The 19,567-nt window shown below is 47.0% G+C and carries 13 protein-coding genes and 1 pseudogene; 11 read left to right on the forward strand and 3 right to left on the reverse strand.

The features are described from left to right. The first annotated feature begins 102 nt into the window (after positions 1-102). Genes B9N86_RS06135 through B9N86_RS06150 form a run of 4 tightly spaced genes read left to right on the forward strand, consistent with a single transcriptional unit; the run spans position 103 to position 8,281 of the window. Entirely contained in the window at positions 103-2,349 is a 2,247-nt protein-coding gene (locus tag B9N86_RS06135) for a dockerin type I repeat-containing protein (RefSeq protein ID WP_208918225.1), read from the forward strand. 27 nt (positions 2,350-2,376) lie between these two features. Further along, positions 2,377-4,329, forward strand: a complete 1,953-nt coding sequence (locus tag B9N86_RS06140) for an S-layer homology domain-containing protein (RefSeq protein ID WP_208918226.1) — start codon at positions 2,377-2,379, stop codon at positions 4,327-4,329. Between the two features lie 12 nt (positions 4,330-4,341). After that, complete coding sequence (locus B9N86_RS06145; RefSeq protein ID WP_208918227.1) at positions 4,342-5,529, forward strand: cohesin domain-containing protein; 1,188 nt, start codon at positions 4,342-4,344, stop codon at positions 5,527-5,529. A gap of 58 nt (positions 5,530-5,587) precedes the next feature. After that, a complete protein-coding gene (locus B9N86_RS06150) occupies positions 5,588-8,281 on the forward strand; it encodes a cohesin domain-containing protein (RefSeq protein WP_208918228.1) in 2,694 nt (897 codons plus the stop codon). 114 nt (positions 8,282-8,395) lie between these two features. Here B9N86_RS06150 and B9N86_RS06155 read toward each other — a convergent pair. After that, positions 8,396-8,485: pseudogene (locus B9N86_RS06155) on the reverse strand (sulfurtransferase); the annotation flags it as partial. A 159-nt stretch (positions 8,486-8,644) separates the two neighbouring features. On the opposite strand from B9N86_RS06155, the gene B9N86_RS06160 reads away from it, so the two are divergent. From B9N86_RS06160 to B9N86_RS06185, 7 genes are all read left to right on the forward strand, one after another. Further along, a complete protein-coding gene (locus B9N86_RS06160; RefSeq protein WP_208918229.1) occupies positions 8,645-9,832 on the forward strand; it encodes a glycoside hydrolase family 88 protein in 1,188 nt (395 codons plus the stop codon). A 16-nt stretch (positions 9,833-9,848) separates the two neighbouring features. Further along, the gene (locus tag B9N86_RS06165) at positions 9,849-10,994 is read left to right on the forward strand and encodes an alpha-L-fucosidase (protein ID WP_244562971.1); all 1,146 of its coding nucleotides are present in this window, start codon (positions 9,849-9,851) and stop codon (positions 10,992-10,994) included. Next, positions 10,970-11,404, forward strand: coding sequence for a hypothetical protein (locus B9N86_RS30150; RefSeq protein ID WP_244562972.1), 435 nt, complete (start codon positions 10,970-10,972; stop codon positions 11,402-11,404). The genes B9N86_RS06165 and B9N86_RS30150 overlap by 25 nt, the downstream gene beginning before the upstream one ends. A 268-nt stretch (positions 11,405-11,672) precedes the next feature. After that, on the forward strand, positions 11,673-13,295 hold the full coding sequence (locus tag B9N86_RS06170; RefSeq protein ID WP_208918230.1) for a type 2 periplasmic-binding domain-containing protein: 1,623 nt from the start codon (positions 11,673-11,675) through the stop codon (positions 13,293-13,295). 170 nt (positions 13,296-13,465) lie between these two features. Continuing rightward, the gene (locus B9N86_RS06175; protein WP_244562973.1) at positions 13,466-14,383 is read left to right on the forward strand and encodes an ABC transporter permease; all 918 of its coding nucleotides are present in this window, start codon (positions 13,466-13,468) and stop codon (positions 14,381-14,383) included. Between the two features lie 14 nt (positions 14,384-14,397). Continuing rightward, complete coding sequence (locus B9N86_RS06180) at positions 14,398-15,276, forward strand: carbohydrate ABC transporter permease (protein WP_208918231.1); 879 nt, start codon at positions 14,398-14,400, stop codon at positions 15,274-15,276. 89 nt (positions 15,277-15,365) lie between these two features. Beyond that, positions 15,366-17,759 (forward strand): helix-turn-helix domain-containing protein, encoded by a 2,394-nt coding sequence (locus B9N86_RS06185; RefSeq protein WP_244562974.1) that lies wholly within the window; start codon positions 15,366-15,368, stop codon positions 17,757-17,759. A 183-nt stretch (positions 17,760-17,942) separates the two neighbouring features. Here B9N86_RS06185 and B9N86_RS06190 read toward each other — a convergent pair whose 3' ends face one another. Then, on the reverse strand, positions 17,943-18,779 hold the full coding sequence (locus tag B9N86_RS06190; RefSeq protein WP_208918232.1) for a sulfurtransferase: 837 nt from the start codon (positions 18,777-18,779) through the stop codon (positions 17,943-17,945). A gap of 43 nt (positions 18,780-18,822) precedes the next feature. After that, positions 18,823-19,332: an SEC-C metal-binding domain-containing protein gene (locus tag B9N86_RS30155; RefSeq protein WP_244562975.1), complete on the reverse strand. Its 510-nt coding sequence runs from the start codon at positions 19,330-19,332 to the stop codon at positions 18,823-18,825. Between the last annotated feature and the right edge of the window lie 235 nt (positions 19,333-19,567).

The raw sequence follows: 19,567 nt of genomic DNA on the forward strand, positions 1-19,567 counted from the left end.
TTAGGCTCTACTAGTATTAAAGTCAGCTATCAAAATGTACACCAATGAATGTGAAGTCGAAACATCTAACAATAGTGAAAGGAGTGTATTGGGGAAAAGCAGATGAAACAGAATACTAATGTGAGAGAGGGAGATGAAATGATGTATTCATTATTTCGGAAATCAATGCTCTGGTGTCTGTCGGTACTTATTCTAATCTCTATGTTTTTGAGCAGTTCCGGACGAGCAGAGGCGAGCAACGCCGATACCACATTCGGACAGCCGGTTGATCTGGGATCTCCGATACAACAGATCAGCATTTTTGATAGTGCGTATAACAAGGTTAATGGCAATGATTATATGTATACAACAGTGAGTGGTACACCCGCAGTGCTGAACGTAATCAATCTCAGCACTTATGAAATCGTGGATACACTACCGCTGAAGGGCAGTGCACAGGCATGGGTACATAAAGCGGATAAAAATGGAAGCGTTTACGTGGGGTCGACCTCCAATATTTTGTATCGTTATGACTCATCAAGCGGGAAGATTGAAGAGCTGGGAGCGCCCATACCGGGAGAAGGTGGCATCTGGTCTATGACACTTGATGATGATGGGAACGTATATGGAGGAACTTTTCCTGGCGGGAAGATTTTTAAGTATGATGTTACTCAAAAACAATTTATTAATTTCGGCAGCGCAGTTGAAGGACAGCAATATGTTCGGTCAATGGCTTTCCATAACGGATCGATCTATGCTGGTACAGGCTCAACCGGACATTTGATTAAGATGGATCCGACAAGCGGCGCAAAAGAAGAAATTCCGCTGAAACCAATACCGGGCGTAAGTGAATATCCATTTGTTTACAATCTTGATGTGGCGGGAGATTACTTGTTTGCCCATTTATCAGGCGGCTCCATAAAGCAGTTGATTGTCTATGATCTGGTCAAGAAGGAGTGGCTTGACGTTGTTATAGATGGATTCGACGGCGTTAAAGTATCTCCGGAACTGAACGGAAAAGTTTATTTATTGAAAAGTCAAAAACTGGTGTCCTTTGACCTTACCTCTCATGAAGTGAGAGATACAGGCATCTCACAGGTCATGTCTATGAAAAATTCCGGTTGGATTGGTTCAGACATTCAAAATATGAAACTAGCCAGCATCCAATTCAATGGCATCGTCACTTTGATGCAGCCTGAACAAGGCGTTCGTGAAGAACTTCATCCAATTGTGGAAGGGCAAAGCGCACCTCTTCATATTCTTGAAAAAGGTCCGGACGGAAATCTGTACATGAGTGCTTACCCTAGCGCCAACGGTGCACGTTATAATCCGGTAACCAAGTCCCGCGAAATGTTTACAATGAATCAGGCAGAAAGTATGGGGGCCTACCGGGATAAGCTTTATATTGGCATATACCCTAGTGCTCAGATCCATGAACTCACTCCTGACCTTCCTATCAAGCCAAATGAAAATCCGATATACAAGTTCAGTATCGGTGAAGAACAGGATCGGCCGTATGTGTTTGCAGCAGGGGATGACAAAGTGTTTTTCGGAACGGTGCCTTTATACGGTAAACTCGGAGGTTCATTAGTGACTTACGAACCTGCCTCTGTTACATCGGTTACATATTCGGTTTACAGAAATGTTGTCGAGGACCAGAGCATTGTCGGTCTGGCATACAGAGACGGAAAGGTTTATGGATCCACCAGTATTCATGGCGGACTTGGCATAGAACCTACAGCAACCGAGGCTAAAATGTTTGTCTGGGATACGGTAACAGACAGCAAAATAACTGAATTTACTCCAGACCTGTCAACTGCTCTTAAAAATCCGGTTATGATCAGCGGTTTAACCTTTGGTCCTGACGGGTTGCTCTGGGCAGCGGCAGACGGAATCATATTTGCGGTGAACCCGGAAACGCTGGAAATCGAGAAAGAAGCTTCAATATATCCGGAAGTGCAAGATTACGGCAAGTGGAATCCTATACACCTGCGATGGGGACAAGATGGACTGTTATATACAGATCTATACGGAAAGATAACTGTGCTCAATATCAGTACGATGGAAGTTGTGTACACTGGTCCTAAAACTAACTATATGACCATCGGAGATGATGGAAACATCTATTATGTTGAAGGAACCCGTCTAAAAATGATTCCAGTCAATGACAGCGGAACAGAACAACCCGGAACTAAACCTTCCACAGATGTGAATGGTGATGGTAAGGTCAATCTCCTCGATTTAATGATGGTTGCAAAACATGCTGGTAGTCCTGTTTCGGATACAATCTCTTATTTAGATATGAATGGAGACGGAATGATAGATGTGGCAGATGTCGGATTAATAGGCTTATCGATGATGGAGAATTGATTCCAAGAATGAGGAGAGGGTAGATCAATGATGAAATGGATGCGAATCACCATACCTGCTATAATGCTGTGCCTCATCATGGCAGTTGCTTCCCCAGCTGCGGCGGATGCTGTTACTAAAGGAGGAGATGAAAGCGTTATCTCACTAAAAACTGAAACTTCTACAGTATCCAAAGGTGATGTGGTGAAAATAAAGGTTTCGGTCCACCATGTTACAGATTTATATGGTATTCAGTTCCGCGTGAAGTATGACGCATCAAAATTGGCGTTGAAAGAAGCTGTAGCGGTTGGAGGATATAACGATTTTGGCGGTAAAAAGACAGATGCCGATAAGGGAACGGTTCTCCTGCCTCTGCTGCGGGAGCAAGTGTCAAATGTGTCAGAAGTACCTGCTCTAGATATAGCTGAACTAAGCTTTACCGCTCATGAGGCGGGTAAGGCAACTGTCGAGCTGCTAGAGATAAAGGCAGTTTCAACGGAGTCTTTTAAGAATGAAGCAGGATTGAAAGATTTGAAGGCAATTACAATGATCGTTCAGGGTCCACTGAACATATCCGTCCAGGGTTCCACGAATCCAGGCGTGCCTTCAAATCCCGATACTCCCTCATCTCCAAGCACACCGGTAAACCCTGGGGGTCAGAATACAGCAGATGGTGATTTAACCAAGGCTCTCAAGGAAATTGAACAAATGCTTAATAAACGTCAGTTGAAAGAGGCGGTATCAGCGGTCAGCAGTTTGTTTGCAAAAGAAATCCCTTCTTTCTCGGTCGACAAGCGGACGCAGTGGGAAGCCACGTTTAAGAAACTGATCGAAGATCTTCAACGGAGTGTAACCCTGGGAACAGATTCCTCAGACGGATCTGCCATAATAAACGATGAATCCTTGCAGTTTGCCGTGAGATCTATAACGGATCTGCTAGCACTGTCCAAGAGGCTTGGCCTGCAAACAGAAGGAGACAAGCTTATCATCTTACCGCTTGCTTCAAATACAAAGTCGGCGACGTCACTTCACATGACGCCAGAACAAATGGTGCTGTTAGAAAAGAACGGAATGACGATGGTATTGGAGTGGGCACAGGGTAAGGTGAAGGTTTATCCTGAATCGCTTCCGAAGAAAAGTGCTGTACGGATAAGTCTTTCTTCCTCATCTTCAACGGTTAAAGAATACAGCAACGAACTGCGTCATCTTGTTTCCTATAACCTTGCTGTGTCGACGGTGGCAGGGGCTGAGAACGTATCTGTTACTCAATTGCCGGGTACTATGGACCTTGTCCTTCCATTCAAAGCAGCAGATGGACAGCTCCATAAACTGGGCGTTTATGAGTGGGATGAGCAAACCGGTTCTTGGAAATACATGCGGAACGCCAAGCAGACGAATGGGCTGTATGAGCTTGGCGTCAATAAACCGGGTACTTATGCGATTATGGAATATTCCGTGGATTATACAGACATTCAGAAATTATATAACGAGGCAAAACACGCGGTTGAAGCATTAACAGCGAAGCATTTAATGTTCGGAACAGGGGAGGGGAAATTTTCACCTAACCAAGAAATTACACGTGCTGAATTCACTTCGTTGTTGGTAAGAGCGATGAATCTTGAAGTTTCAACCAAGGCACCGAATGTATTTAAGGATGTAAAACCGGGAGCATGGTATACCGGAGAGGTGTATGCGGCCTGGGAAGCGGGAATCGTCAAAGGGAGCGGCAATAGCTTCCAACCTAATGAGAAACTGACCCGGGAGCAAATGGCCGTTATGCTGATGAATGCAATCGGCGCTGCCGGAAAGGAAGCAGTTTCAGAAGGCCATAACAAATTCCGGGATGATGATCAGATTAGCAGCTGGGCGAAAGAAGCCATCTATTCCGCTAAGGAAAAAGGATTCATTAAAGGTAACGCCCTTAATAACTATTCTCCGAAGGAACATGCTTCCCGTTCAGAAGCGGCAATCATATTGCTTCGCTGGATAAACCAACTATAAGGAGGGAGTCTATTGAAACTTTTACAGCAAGGGTTGATTATATTTACCGCCTTTATTCTTTTGATGACAACGGTGCTCACCGTCTCTGATGTTCCAACGGCTGATGCTGCGAGTGGATTCCAAACAAAAGAGATTGAAATTCCAAATGCCGGATTTGAGGAAGAGGTTATCGATTCTGTTATACCGGGATGGAAGCCTTTGTGGCAGCCTTATGAAGATGCTTACTATGAAGTGACGACTGACCGCGCTTTTTCGGGAAAGAGCAGCGTGAGATTTAGAGATACATCAACAACAAAAGGAGCAATCATTCAGAGCGCTCTCTTGCCAGTCAAACCGGGAACGGAATACACCGCTTCTGCAATGATGTATCTTGAAGAACCTACCGTAGCGGCAACACTGCTCCTTCGTTTTTTTGATGAGGATGGTAAGCAGGTAGGAACTGATACTTTATTCCATTATCGAAGTCCTAAAAATGAGTGGTTTAAAGGCGAGGTAAAGGGGATTGCACCTGAAAACGCAAAATATGCATCCGTCTTTGCATCACTTAGTAATTTTTTTACCGCGGTCGCTTATTATGATGACTTCAAATTGACCTATGAACAGCAGGATATGAGTCTGTCGCTACTCGCACCTGCTTCAACAACGAAAGACAAACCGGTTACAGTAAATATTTCGGTAAATGATGCCGTGAATCTTTATGCGGCCGACCTGAGTCTCACCTATGATACAAAGGCTCTGAAGGTTACCGAAGTTAAGCTTGATCCGGAATTTGAAGATGGTCAGGAGGCTTTTCTGACTTGGAAGGATCAAAACGGAAAGCTTCGGATTATTGCTTCTCAGCTCAAAAACCATTCTTTAAACGGTAATAAGACCATCGCGAATTTAACATTCCAGGTGCTGGACCAGACAGGAAATACAACGCTTACTATTCAGCGAGACTCTATTCTTGCACCTGTTAATGCTCAGGTTGATCAAGATCTTGTCCTGTTGCCGAGTGATGTCAAAGCCAGGATTACAATCATGGATAGTGAGGAAGACTTGAACCGCGACGGGGTGGTGAATCTGGTTGATTTGTTGCTGATCGGAAAAAACGTAGATAAGAAGCCGGACGGAGATATTCAACACTATGATCTGAATGGGGATGGAAGCATCGATATCACGGATGTTGGCTTAGTTGCTCTTAAAGTGATGAAAAACTAATTTTCTTCTGAAATAACGAAGTTGTTACAAAATTTTTATGAGGAGGAATACGGTGCATATGAAGCTGAAAAAATGGATGATGCTATCATTCGCTATCTTAATAATATCTTCTGTAACGTTCTCCGGCGCTTTACCCGCAGGAGCGGCGAGCGGAGAGCCAGTTCGATTCAAGGGTAAAACTTTTGGACAACCGGTAGATCTCGGCGTGCCTGTATCCAGAGTAGCCGTTAGTGATGCTGTGGTCGGCAAAGAGGATGGAAGAGATGTATTTTATACAACCGTTAATGGTGACACGTCTATATTCAATGTCGTGGATGTTATGGACAACAAATTAATCCGTTCTTTTCCATTAGACGGAACCCAGCAAAGCTGGAGACATACGATCGCCCCGGACGGAACCGTGTATATCGCCGGGATTACGACATCCGGACAAACCAAAGGCGACTTATGGGCATATTCGCCCCTTACGAAAACCGTACAAAATTTAGGAGAGCCGATTAAAGGAGAGAAATCGATCTGGACCTTGACCACGGATGAGAAGGGGAATGTGTATGGCGGTACCTTTCAAAGCGGCAAAGTGTTTAAGTATGATCCAATGAACAAAAAATTCCGTGATTATGGCAGTATGGTTCAAGGACAGGAATATGTCCGGTCTATTGCATATCATGAAGGTTATGTTTATGCCGGAATCGGAACAAAGGGCGATGTGGTCCGCCTGAATGTGGAGACCGGCGAGAAGCAGGTCATCTCCGATGGAGTGGCAGCCTTACTCGGTGTAGAAGCGAGTGCTGTTCCTTTTGCCTATGACATGACAGTTGTGAATGGATTGTTGGCCGTCAAGTTTGGCGATCCGTCCATGACGCTGCTGTTCTACGATTTGACAACAAAAGAGTGGCTGCCTCACAAAGTCGGGAAGGATGCCGGAGGCGTTACAGGCGCTGGCGTCTTTTCATTTAATCAGTTGGTTGCGAGAGACAACAAATTGTATGTACCCGCCAATGGTCATGTGACGGAAGTCAATCTGGATACGTTCGAAACGCGTCTGACCGCCATCAAGTATGGAACGTCGTTCCGGGGCGCAGGATGGGTGGAATTCGACACGAACGGCAAAGAGCAGTCCTTTGTGACGATGAAGGGCAACGGCGATTACAGCATTTTTAATGTTGTGGACGAGACGATTGAAAACTTCCCGTCCGTTCTGCAGGGACAGCCGAATCCGATTCACAATATCGAACAGGGACCTGACGAAAAGCTGTATATGTCCGGTTATCCGGGAGGCATGGCAGCCCAATTCGATCCAGTAACCCTTAAATACACAACGTTTGTCCTCGAACAAGCCGAGGGTATGATCGCCCATGGAAATGATATGTATTTTGGCGTATATCCGGGAGGACATGTCTATAAAGCAGATACGACACAATCTGTACCCAAAGCCGAAAAGGTATTTACCATTGGTGATCATCAGGATCGGCCTTATATAATGAAGACGATGGAAGACAAAATCATGATCGGGACCATTCCGGACTACGGGCAGCTTGGCGGAGCGCTTACGATTTACGATCCGGTTACAGACAAGCATGAGGTATTCCGGGATATCGTCAAAAACCAGAGCATTGTCGGACTCGCCTATAAGGATGGGTATATTTACGGCTCCACGACGGTGCACGGCGGATTGGGCATTTCGCCATCGGAACGATCCGCTAAAATGTTCGTTTGGGATGTGGCTAACAAGAAGAAAGTGACCGAATTTACGCTGGATATTCCGGGGTTAAGCAATCCGCCGATGATCAGCGGACTGACGGTGGGGCCGGACGGGAATATTTGGGGCGGCGTGAACGGGGTTTTGTTTAAGCTGGATCCGAAAACCTATGAACTGATCGATTATAAAAATATTTATTCGGACATTAACAATTACGGCATGTGGCGTCCTTATCATTCCTACTGGAGCAAAGACGGACTGTTGTACATGGACCTTGCCGACCGGATTACAATCATCGATCCCAAAACCATGGATCATGTTCGTTTAGTTCCTGACAGCATGGAAGTGAAATTCATGAGTACCGCAGTAGACGCGAACGGCAACGAAAATATTTATTATGCGGATGCGTCAAGCATGGGAAATCTGATGATGATCCCAATTTCGGATGCTGAATATGAAAATGCCGGTCAGCTGAAGCTGGCTGCGCCCGCCTCAGCGGGATCTGGGCAGACGGTTTCCTTGACACTTCAGATGGAGCAAGCGTCTCAATTATATGCTTTCAAGGCAAAAATTCAATATGAAACAGATAAATGGGAAGTCGTTAATGTCCGTGCAACTGAGGCCTGGAAAGACCAAGGCTATCTGACGTGGTCGGATGAGGAGGGGATCATTACCCTAGTGGGAACCCAACTAAAAGAGAATAGTATTAACGGTGATGCCAGCCTTGCTGAAATTACATTAAAAGCCATCGGAGCTGAAGGTGATACTGCTATTACGCTGTTAAAGGGAGCGGAAACGATTCGTTTAGACGGTGATCAGACAGGACATATTGATGTGATCGGGCAGGATAAGCCCATAAATATTTCGATAGGCTTATCGAAAATTCCGGAAGACTTCAATGGTGACAACAAGGTTGACGTGCTTGATCTGATGCTGATTTCGAAACAGGTTGGACTTTCGATTCAAGATCAAAACCGCCATATGGATTTGAATGGGGATGGAAAGATCGATGTAGCAGACATGGCACTTGTCGGTCTTAAGATTATGAATTAAGGATGGCATTGACCGCTATAGCACTAACAAAAAGAACCCGCGCCCTGCGCGGGTTCTTTTATATTATTCATTTCCCTTAGCTACCGGGTTCTCTGGATACGAGGTCCAATCACTTCAGCTTCCTCCGTACAGCTTCACGTTTTCGCATCCTACTTATTTCAGCGCAACGAAGTTCGGGCAGGCGGATACGCCTGAGCCGCAATAGGTACCAACGATTATTCAACCGTATCAACTTTTTTTCAACTGCACGCATGCGAAGTAAAAACAGCAGTCCATACGAAAAGATAACGATTGTCGTCTTCGTCCTTCTCTGGTTACAATTCAATCCGTAAGACCATATCCATACCGGGGAGGAACGCAAACATGAAGCAGATTAAAGATGAAGGTATTCAGGATGCCGGCAGGTATGACCGTACACCGCAGCTGACCAAAGAGCGCTGCAAAGAGGCGATGGACTTTATTTTGGGACAGGTGGACCGTAATCTTGAAACATTCGAAGGCACTTTTCCTTCCGAAGCCAGTACGAACAACATTTATAGGCAGGTTGGAAATACCGAATGGACGCCGGCGTTCTGGACGGGGATGCTATGGCTTGCCTACGAAACGACAGGGGATGAGAAATACCGCCTGGCGGCCGAAAATCAGCTGGGCAGCTACAAGCAGCGGGTGGAAGAACGCCGTTACACAGATACGCATGATTTGGGTTTTCTCTACACATTGTCCTGCGTCTCTGCTTACAAATTGACCGGAAATGAAGAGGCCAAGCAGCTTGCTTTGGCAGCCGCGGAGCTTCTTTACTTCCGCTATTTGGATAAAGCGGGGATCATTCAGGCATGGGGGAATTTAAGCGATCCAAGGCAGCGGGGCCGGATGATTATCGACTGCTTGATGAATCTGCCGCTGTTATATTGGGCCAGCGAAGTGTCCGGTGAACATAAATATCATGATGCTGCGGCTTCCCATGTCCAGATGGCGGCACAATATTTGATCAGGGAGGATGCATCCAGCTTCCATACCTTTTATATGGATACCGAAACGGGTGAACCGAAGTATGGCTCCACTTCGCAAGGGTATGCGGACGATTCCTGCTGGTCGCGCGGGCAAGCCTGGGGGATGTACGGCTTCCCGTTATCTTACGGCTATACGGATGATTTCGAGTTGATTGAGCTGACGAAAAAAATTACGAATTATTTCTTAAACCGGCTGCCGCAAGACTATGTCAGCTATTGGGATTTGATCTTTACTGAAGGCGAAGAAGAGAGGGACAGCTCCGCCGCCGCCATTGCCGTCTGCGGCCTGCTGGAAACTGCCGGGCATCTGCCGTTGGCCGATTCCCTTAAACGGCTGTATGAAAACGCAGCCCTGCTCATACTGGAATCCTTGATCGACAATTACATGACGCGCGAAACGCCGGAATCCAACGGCATTCTGCTGCATGCGGTGTACAGCAAGCCGGGAAATAACGGCGTGGACGAGTGCTGTATCTGGGGCGATTACTACATGTATGAAGCGCTTGTCCGGGTCACCAAAGACTGGAAGCCATATTGGTAGAAGGGGAACGGTAACGATGGGGAAAGCAAGTGGCGCGGAGAACGGGAACAATCATGCAGGGATAAACGGGAGGGATCCGCGGACGGCATGGTGGACCGAGGCGAGATTTGGCATGTTCATCCACTGGGGATTATATGCGCTTCCGGCGCAAGGCGAATGGATCATGTATGCGCAAAAGACGCCGGTATGTGAATATGAGCAGCTGGCGCAGCAATTCAATCCAACGGAGTTCGATGCCAAAGCTTGGGTATCCCTGGCGAAGGATGCGGGCATGCGTTACATCGTCATTACGGCCAAACATCATGACGGCTTCACGATGTATCACTCGAAAGCAGATCCATTTAATATCGTGGACTCGACGCCTTTCAACCGGGATCCGATGAAGGAACTGGCCGAGGCCTGCCGGGAAGCGGACATCGTCTTATGTTTCTATTATTCGCATGTGATCGATTGGCATCATCCGCATGCCGTTCATAAAGAGCATAACAATACATGGGATTACAAGCTGGAGGAGAAGCGATTTACTGAATATTGGGAAGGAAAAGCAAAACCGCAAATAAAGGAACTTCTTACGGAATACGGCTGGGTCGGCCTATTGTGGTTCGATACGGCCGGAGGTTTGTCCGAGGAGGACAGCAAGGACATCGTAGAACATGTGCGCAGTCTTCAGCCGGACTGTGTAATCAATTCAAGGGTGTCCCATTACATGGGAATGGGCGATTACGTGTCCAAGGGAGACAATGAAATCGGAATGAGTGGCGAGGACACGAGACCTTGGGAGACGCCGATGACGCTGAACCTGTCCTGGGGATATACGACCCGGGATCAGATATGGAAAACAGCGGATGTATTAATTCAAAAGCTCGTCCATGTCATCGGGAAAGGAGGCAACCTGCTGCTTAATGTCGGACCGACTCCGCAAGGAACCATCCCGGAACGGTCTGCGGAACGTCTGCGGGAGGTCGGCGAGTGGACCCACCGCAATGCGGAAGCGGTATACAGTACGGAAGGTAGCCCTTTCCCATGTGAGCTGGATTGGGGGGCAATTACAACAAAGCCGGGACGGATGTATCTTCATATTCATAATGCCAAGTGGCCGGTGGGCAGTCTGCGGTTGTGTGGTATCCGAAATAAGGTATGGATGTCCCGCATGCACAAATAAGCATTCTCCGGGCTGCTGACGAAGAGCAGGAACTTCCCGCGCTGCGGTGTGCGGAATGGAATTTCAAGCTGATCGCGCCTGGCACATACGAATTGATGCTCGTCAGTTTTAAGCGTTATGACAAGGAATGGGCTGATTTGTATACGGAGCCCCTTCTGCTCGAAGCGGCCGGACAAAGTATCGTCAAAAATCTTGTGGAAGATGCGGTGGATGAGCATTCTCCGTCGTGCCAGCATCCGTATACCGCCGTTTTGTCTCGGATCGGATATGTCACCTGGGAACAGGCTGGAATGCAAACGTTGGTGATTGGCTCGTCCAAACTGAAGGATCCATCCCCCCGGTTTACGGAAATTTGGCATGCCGATCCGGTCAAACTCCGGGCAATACGGCTTGTACGCGTCGCTGATTAGGAAAAATTGCTTCGCATGAATCAGATGATACACATTGCTGAAAAACCCCGACACGACAGGCTATTTCTGCCCGGTTGCGATGAACCGATCTTAAGAAAAGATAGAAAAATGAAGATTCGTCAGTCCGGAAATCTTACGAAAATACAAGGCTGATGAAAATGTTCCAGTTTCTTGTGAAGGGGACTTCTCCCTATACTTTAGATACCGGCTTGATCGAAATAAAACCAAAGTCCGGCGATTTAGTAACAATCAAAAAGGAGGCGCTTACATGATGGGGAAAGGAAAAAAATTAGGAACCGTTGTATTAGCAGCTACTTTGGTTTTATCGCTTGCGGCATGCGGAAGCAGTTCCGGAAATGAACAGCCAAAAGGGGGCACATCAGCAGAGAATCAGGCGGGCGAGACGAAAAAGCTTACAAATCTCACCTATTGGGTAAGCATGCATTCCGCAGTAGCGGCTCAAATGAAAACATATGCCGAGATGGGCATGTACAAGGAGCTGGAGAACATTACCGGCGTGAAAGTGGAATTCCAGCATCCGCCAACAGATGCGGCCCAAGCGCAAGAGCAGTTTAACTTGATGATGGTTTCCGAAAAGCTGCCGGATGTGATCGAAACTTCATGGATTGGATATCCGGGAGGACCGGAGAAAGCCATTCAAGACAATAAAATTATTAAATTAAATGATCTGATCGATCAACATGCACCAAATTTGAAAAAGCTGCTGGAAGAGAATCCCGATTGGAAAAAGCAGGTGACGACGGATGACGGAAGCTTGTTTATGTTTCCGTTCTTCCGGGGCGGCGAAAAGGTACAGGTGTTCTATGGACCTTCGGTCCGCAAGGACTGGCTGGATAAGCTTGGACTGGAAGTTCCTACAACCATTGATGAATGGCATGAAGTGCTGAAGGCTTTTAAAGAAAAAGATCCGAATGGTAACGGCAAGGCGGATGAAATCCCGCTTTATTTCACTAAGGATGACGTAGGCGTTGGCGCTCCTTTCCTGGGAGCCTGGGGAATCAACTACGGTTTCTATCAAATCGATAATCAAGTGAAATACGGTCCGATCCAGCCGGAATATAAAGAGTTTCTGGTCACGTTGAACCAGTGGTATAAAGAAGGACTGCTGGATAAGGATTTTGCGGCTCCGAACGACAAGCTGTTTGACGCCAAATTGACGGGCGACCAACTTGGTGCGGCTCCTACATATAATGGTGGCGGTATCGGTAAATATGCCAATCTGATGAAGGATAAAGACCCGAATTTCAATCTGGTGGCTGCTCCGTATCCGGTACTGAACAAGGGCGATAAGGCGATCTGGGGACAAAAGGATTTTGCCACGAACGGCTTTGGTGCCGCCATCTCGACAAGCAATACGAATCCGATCGAAACGGTAAAATGGCTTGACTATGCTTATGGTGAAAAAGGAGATCTGCTGTTCAACTACGGCAAGGAAGGCGAAGCTTATAAAATGGAAAACGGCAAGGCGGTCTTTTTGCCGGAAGTGCTGAATCCTCCAAGCGGGGTCAGCTTGCAGCAGTCGTTTGCCAAGCATAACCGTTCAACCTGGAGCGCGCCATTCGTTCTGAGTGATGATTTCCAAATGCAATATCTGGCTTTGCCGAACCAGCGGGAGGCGCTGGAGGTTTGGTCTCAGCCGACAGGTGAACGCAGAATGCCGCTCGTCACGCCAACCAAAGATGAAAGCTCGCAGTACGCTTCGCTCATGACGGATATCAACACTTACCGGGATGAAATGTTCTTGAAGTTTATTATGGGGGCCGAGCCGCTCGAGAACTTCGATAAATACGTGAAGAAAATTGAGACCATGGGTATCGAAGATGCGATCAAAATTCAACAGGCAGCTCTTGACCGGTTCAACAAGCGGTAATCGTTCCAGCAAGGCAAGTGCCTTTCGGCCCGGGGGATGAGCGGTTCATCTCCCGGTTTTTCAAAAATTCCGGAAAAACTTTACGAGAATTACGACATGGAAAGGCAGGGAGACGAATGTGGCAGGAAATAAATAAAAAGCCGATGAACAAGCGGCCGGCGAAAAGCAACATGGATCTTTCCAAAGGTCAAATCATACGGAAGGACCTGCGCCGGAACTGGATCATTTACTTGATGGCGCTGCCCGTCATTGCCTATTATCTTATTTTTCACTACGGTCCGATGTACGGTTTGCAAATCGCGTTTAAAGACTTTGCGCCTGCCGACGGCATATGGGGAAGTCCATGGGTCGGATTCAAGCATTTCGATAGTTTTTTTAACGGCATCTATTTCTGGAGACTGATCCGGAATACCGTGCTGATCAATGTCTACGACCTGATTTTCGGGTTCCCGTCAGCGATCATCTTGGCCATTCTGTTGAATGAAATCCGAAAAATGATGTTCAAACGCGTTGTTCAAACGATTTCTTATTTGCCGCATTTTATATCGATCGTTGTTGTTGCGGGCATGCTGTTTGATTTTTTGAGCCGTGACGGCCTGATCAACCAACTGTTGGGTTTTATCGGGGTTGAACCGATTGACTTCCTGAAGGAAGCCGGCTGGTTCCGGTTTATTTTCGTATCGTCCGGCATTTGGCAGGGTGTGGGCTGGGGCTCCATCATTTATTTGGCTGCGATTGCCAATATCGATCCGACGTTATATGAAGCGGCTAAAATTGACGGGGCGAACCGCTGGAAGCAAATTTTCCATATTACGATCCCGGGAATTATGCCTACGATCGTGATCATGTTCATTCTGAATATGGGCAGCCTGTTGTCGGTCGGCAGCGAAAAGGTGCTCCTGCTGTATAACCCGCTCACTTATGAAACGGCGGACGTGATTTCCACTTACGTATACCGCAAAGGTATTTTGGAGGCAAGTTACAGCTTCTCGGCGGCGGTTGGTTTGTTTAACTCCGTCATCAGTTTGATTTTGATCGTGTCAGCGAATGCCATCAGCAAACGTGTATCCGAAAATAAATTGTGGTAAGGAGGAATCAAACAATGGGCGCACAAACAACAGGTGAAAAAGTATTCAGCGTTATTAATACGCTGCTGATGCTGCTTCTTTGTTTCGTTACGTTATACCCGTTTTTGTATGTTCTGTTTGCCTCCTTAAGTGAGGCATCGAGTTTTATTCAACACCGGGGCATGCTGCTGAAGCCGCTCGGATTCAACCTGGAAGCATACAAAGCGGTTTTCCAAAATCCGATGATTACGAGCGGTTACAGGAACACGCTCTTCTACGTGGCGGCCGGAACGGCAATCAATCTGTTGATGACGGCACTTGGGGCATACGTGCTTTCCCGTCGAAATTTGTATTTCAAAAATGTGATGATGTTCGGGATTGTACTGACGATGGTGTTCAGCGGCGGATTGATTCCGAATTATATTCTGATCAATAAGCTGGGGATGATGAATACACCGTGGGCTCTGCTGATTCCCGGCGCCATCTCCACCTTTAATATGATCATTATGAGAACCGCTTTTCAGGGAGTGCCGGTTTCCTTGGAAGAGTCGGCTAGAATCGATGGAGCCGGGGAACTTACCATTCTGTTTCGAATCGTCATTCCACTGTCTATGCCGGTGATTGCGGTCATGATTTTATGGTATGCGGTTGGACATTGGAACTCATACTTTTCGGCGCTGGTCTATTTGCGGGACCGTACCATGTATCCGCTGCAGCTGATTTTGCGTGAAATTTTGATTGCCAATTCGACGGACTCGATGTCAACGGGCGTCGCAGCGGACGATAAATATGCGATTGGCGAGACGATCAAATATGCAACGATTATCGTTTCCACGCTGCCGATTATTTGCTTGTATCCTTTCCTGCAAAAATACTTCGTCAAAGGGGTATTGATCGGCGCCATTAAGGAATAAAATGGTGTCCACCCCTTACCGATTGCATTATAATGAATTTAAATAATCATTTTTACACATTAAATGCATGAAATGGTAGGGGGGGATGCTTGTTGAAAAGGCTGCTTCGTCCGCTTGGATTCCGCAATTTGAGAAGTGTATGGATGACGATGTTAATCTCCAACCTGGTTCTTCTGCTGATCCCTGTATCGATGGGAGCTTTTCTGTATACCAAAGTGGAAGCAAGCCTGCAAAATGAGGCTAACCGTTCTAACCAAGCGATGTTGGAGCAGCTTAAGCTGTCTTTGGACAGCAAACTGAACGAAGTGAAAAAACTTGCCCAGCAGATTGTTTTCGATCCGAAGCTCGAGTATTTATTAAAGCTGAATGAGGATCAAAACAGCCCGGACCGCTATAAATTTATCGAATTTATGCGAGACACGATGTCCCGGCCGGGCAACATAACCAACTTTATATTGGATTATTACGTATACTTCCGCAACAGCGATCTGGTACTGAAGTCCGGTCTGTTGACGGACTCGCATAAATTTTATGATATGTATTACAGCTACCAGGGTATGTCATATGAGCAGTGGCGGGAAGGGATGCTGACCAGCTTTCACACGATGGCATATCTGCCTTCGGCTACACTGCTCCGGCGCGCGGAATATGATCCCATGCAAAGCATCCAGAAAACGCCGCTGAACGTCATTACGTTTACGCAATCTCTCCCCGGACGCGACCGGAGCGACATTACGGGTAGTTTTGTCATTTTGATCGATGAAAGCCAAATCAAAGCGATGTTTGCCCAGATTGAATCCGCAAGCGACAGTTCGATCTATATCGTTGACGGTGATGGGAGAACCATCATGGCATCGGATAAGGAGCCACTCCCTTCGCAGCTTTTGTCACGGATCAACGGGAATGGAGGTCTGTTCAACCAAACCTTGAACGGGGACCCGAAAGTTATTTCGTATACCCCTTCCCAAGAGGAAGGTTGGAAATATGTTTTAGTTACGCCAAGAAGCGTTTTTATGCAGCAAGTTATTCTGATTAAAAACTGGACGATCATTTTGTTTGCCTTATGCCTTACCGTCGGCTTGTCGGCCGCTTTTATCTTTACATACCGAAACTACAGCCCGCTGCGAAGAGCGGTGAACACCATTCTCAGAGGGAAAAATTGGAGCGGCAAACCGTCTGTAAATGAATACGACTTTATTTTGCAAACCATTGAAGGCTCTCTTCATGAAGAAAAGACGCTGCGTAGCATGTTGGCCCAGCAAACTCCTGTCATACGTTCCAATTATCTTTCGCGTCTGATCCGGGGACAAATGGACGTGGATACCTCGGAGAAGGGCGGGCAAGCGCTGATGTTTATGGACATTTCATTTGTAAGCGATTACTTTGCGGTGATCGTTGTCCAGCTTGACAGCATTTTGAGGTTCAACGAGGAGCAAAGCGAGGAGATGTGGGCGCTCGCCAGATTTATCGTCTCCAACATCGGCATGGATATCATCCAAGAGCCGCATAAGGCTTTTGCCGTCGAGCTGGACCACGACCGGGTGGCCTTGCTGAACAACTTTTCGTCGGAACAGCCCGAGAATGCGGAGCAGGTCATCAAGGAGATGTCTGAGTCGCTGAAAAACCTGATCGAGCAGCGGTTCAAAATTGATATTACCGTGGCCGTCGGTCTTCCGCACGTCGGGGCGAAGAGCGTTGGCGAGAGTTATGCGGAAGCGGTAGCGGCACTTGAATACCGCATCATTAAAGGCGGAGGGACGATTATCTACTTTCAGGATATTACGAACGTCCACTCGCATTATTACTATCCGATCGACATCGAGGTGCAGCTGATCAATTTCGTCCGCAGCGGGGACATGGAAAATGTTCTTAAGCTGCTGGACACGATTTACATGATGAACTTTGAGTCAGGCAGCATTACGCCGGAATTCGGCAGATGCCTGTTCTTTAACATCACAAGCACGTTTTTGAAGATCATCAATTCAACCGGGACGGACCAGCATGATATTTTAGGACGGGATATTGACCTTGTAAAGGATATTTTTTCGTATGAGACCGCGGAGGGCATGCAGCAGCGCATCAAAAAACTGTATGAATTGCTGACCGAATCGCTTGTCACGGATCGTACCGATCATTGCATTCAGCTGCTGCAGGATATGGAGCAATTTTTGGAGGAGAATTTCACGGACCCGAATATGGGCCTTGGCATGATGGCCGAACGCTTTGAGATGACGCCTCAATATGTATCTACTTTTTACAAAAAGCATAGCGGCATCAACCTTAGCGACTATATTGCCAGAAAAAGAATTGAGCTTGCCAAGCAGCATATGTGCGACAAGGACCTCACCAACGCCCGGATCGCGCTGCTTGTCGGATATACAAGCGACGTTGTTTTTATCCGTGCCTTTAAAAAGCTTGAAGGGGTTACGCCGGGCAGGTACCGTGAGAACATGCTGTCTTATGCTTCCGATGACGTCGGATAATGGGATGCCATTGTTCTGCTTTGCAGATTCCGGCAATGAGGTGTGGCATCTGCCATTTGGTGCTAATGTTGCGTTTTTTTCGATCAGCAAAAAAAAAAGGAGGCAGTTTCCTTGGGAATTCCCAAAGAAACAGCCTCCTTTTTTGTACCTTGAGAGCCCACGTCTGAAGCGGGCTCTTTGTTTTTATTCCTCTCCCGTTGCAATCGGATTGTCCTCATACGAGATCCAATCGCTCCAGCTGCCCCCGTACAGCTTCACATTCGTGAAGCCTGCTTCTTCCAGAGCGAGCACGTTCGGGCAAGCAGAGACGCCGGATCCGCAGTACACAATTACATCCTTATCCTTCGGAACGTCGTGGAAGCGCTGCAGAATTTCCTCGATGCTGATCCAGCGTCCTTGTTCATTCAAAAGCTCTTTCCAAAAGTAATTCACAGCTCCTGGGATGTGACCAGCGACGGGATCAATGGGCTCCTCGACGCCCTCATAACGGCGTTGTTCCCGGGAATCGATGAGATAAGCCGATCCGTTGTTGATTGCTTGTATGACGTCCTCAACATCCACCAGCATGGTCTGCTGGATTTCCGGTTCATAACGGACCGGAATGACGACCGGTGTTTCTGCCGTCACCGGGTAACTCGCGTTCTTCCACGCCGAGAACCCTTGATCCATAATATAAACGTTCTGGTGCCCCGTATATTTCAACATCCACCAAAGCCGGCTGGCTACCATGCCGCTCTGATCATCGTATATGACAACACGTTTTTCTTTATCGATGCCTGCATGGCCGAGCTTCCCGGCAAATACGTTCATGTCCGGCAAGGGATGGCGTCCGCCATGCGATGAAAGGGGGGATGAGAGGTCTTTATCCAAATCCAAGTATACTGCGCGTGGAATATGCCCCTCCTTGTAACCCTGCCTTCCGGTTTCGGGCTGCCCTAATGTAAAACGGCAGTCAACAATGACCAGGTCCGGTTCAAACATTCGGGCAAGGAGCCACTTCATGGATACAATATATTTCATAAAGAAAGGCACCGCCTTTGCTGAAATGTACATGGGATTTATATTAAGCTGCAGCCAGCTGCTCCATGAATTGGTTGAGTTGACCGAAAGATTTGGATAGAGTAGTGGCCGCCACTTCATGTTTGGTAGCAAGCTCGGTTTGAGTGACAGGAATATCGAGCGCACGTGTGTACAGCTGATCCAAAGCTGCCTTAAAGCCGCCCGGTTTGCGGAAACGCGGGGACTCCTTCATACAGAAGCCGTTCCAGAGAATGAGCACGTTAAAAAGAACGACCATTTTTTCTTTCTCATTGAACTCATAATCGTTGTATAACTGCGGGAATAGTTCTTCCGCCAACTCGCGGTAAGAATCATTGTCCCATTTCATTTCCCGAAGCGAAGCCAAGAACTCCGTTAACGTAGACGGTGCGTTCAGCATAGCCTGCTTCTCTTCATGGGAAGGTTCGATATGATGGGGTTGTCTTTCTGCCTCGCGGTCTTTCTCAAGACAACATTTTTTGTATTTTTTGCCGCTGCCGCAGTGACAGGCATCATTTCTACCTATCTTGTTCAAAAAACTCACTCCTCAAATGGTTGTTTAACGGATAGTTAATTATTACTCATCTATATCATCATAAAAGATAATATAAAATTTGACCACCTGTTGAACTGGGATTACCCTGTATTTTCGATAATTTCTTATAAAAAAAGACAAAATTAAGGCTTATTCCCTTCTTTGAAAGAGAAGGGAATAAGCCTTTTGGGTGAATTAACCATGTTCTTCTATTCAACAGGTATAAGTGCGAGTG

The sequence above is a fragment of the Paenibacillus uliginis N3/975 genome, assembly GCF_900177425.1.
Lineage (GTDB): Bacteria > Bacillota > Bacilli > Paenibacillales > Paenibacillaceae > Paenibacillus_AQ > Paenibacillus_AQ uliginis.

Excerpts from the sequence above, each read along its gene's own strand:
- B9N86_RS06135 (WP_208918225.1), top strand. The coding sequence starts at position 103 with ATGAAACAGAATACTAATGTGAGAGAGGGAGATGAAATGATGTATTCA.
- B9N86_RS06140 (WP_208918226.1), top strand. The coding sequence starts at position 2,377 with ATGATGAAATGGATGCGAATCACCATACCTGCTATAATGCTGTGCCTC.
- B9N86_RS06150 (WP_208918228.1), top strand. The coding sequence starts at position 5,588 with ATGAAGCTGAAAAAATGGATGATGCTATCATTCGCTATCTTAATAATA.
- B9N86_RS06160 (WP_208918229.1), top strand. The coding sequence starts at position 8,645 with ATGAAGCAGATTAAAGATGAAGGTATTCAGGATGCCGGCAGGTATGAC.
- B9N86_RS06165 (WP_244562971.1), top strand. The coding sequence starts at position 9,849 with ATGGGGAAAGCAAGTGGCGCGGAGAACGGGAACAATCATGCAGGGATA.
- B9N86_RS30150 (WP_244562972.1), top strand. The coding sequence starts at position 10,970 with ATGGATGTCCCGCATGCACAAATAAGCATTCTCCGGGCTGCTGACGAA.
- B9N86_RS06170 (WP_208918230.1), top strand. The coding sequence starts at position 11,673 with ATGATGGGGAAAGGAAAAAAATTAGGAACCGTTGTATTAGCAGCTACT.
- B9N86_RS06175 (WP_244562973.1), top strand. The coding sequence starts at position 13,466 with ATGGATCTTTCCAAAGGTCAAATCATACGGAAGGACCTGCGCCGGAAC.
- B9N86_RS06180 (WP_208918231.1), top strand. The coding sequence starts at position 14,398 with ATGGGCGCACAAACAACAGGTGAAAAAGTATTCAGCGTTATTAATACG.
- B9N86_RS06190 (WP_208918232.1), bottom strand. The coding sequence starts at position 18,779 with ATGAAATATATTGTATCCATGAAGTGGCTCCTTGCCCGAATGTTTGAA.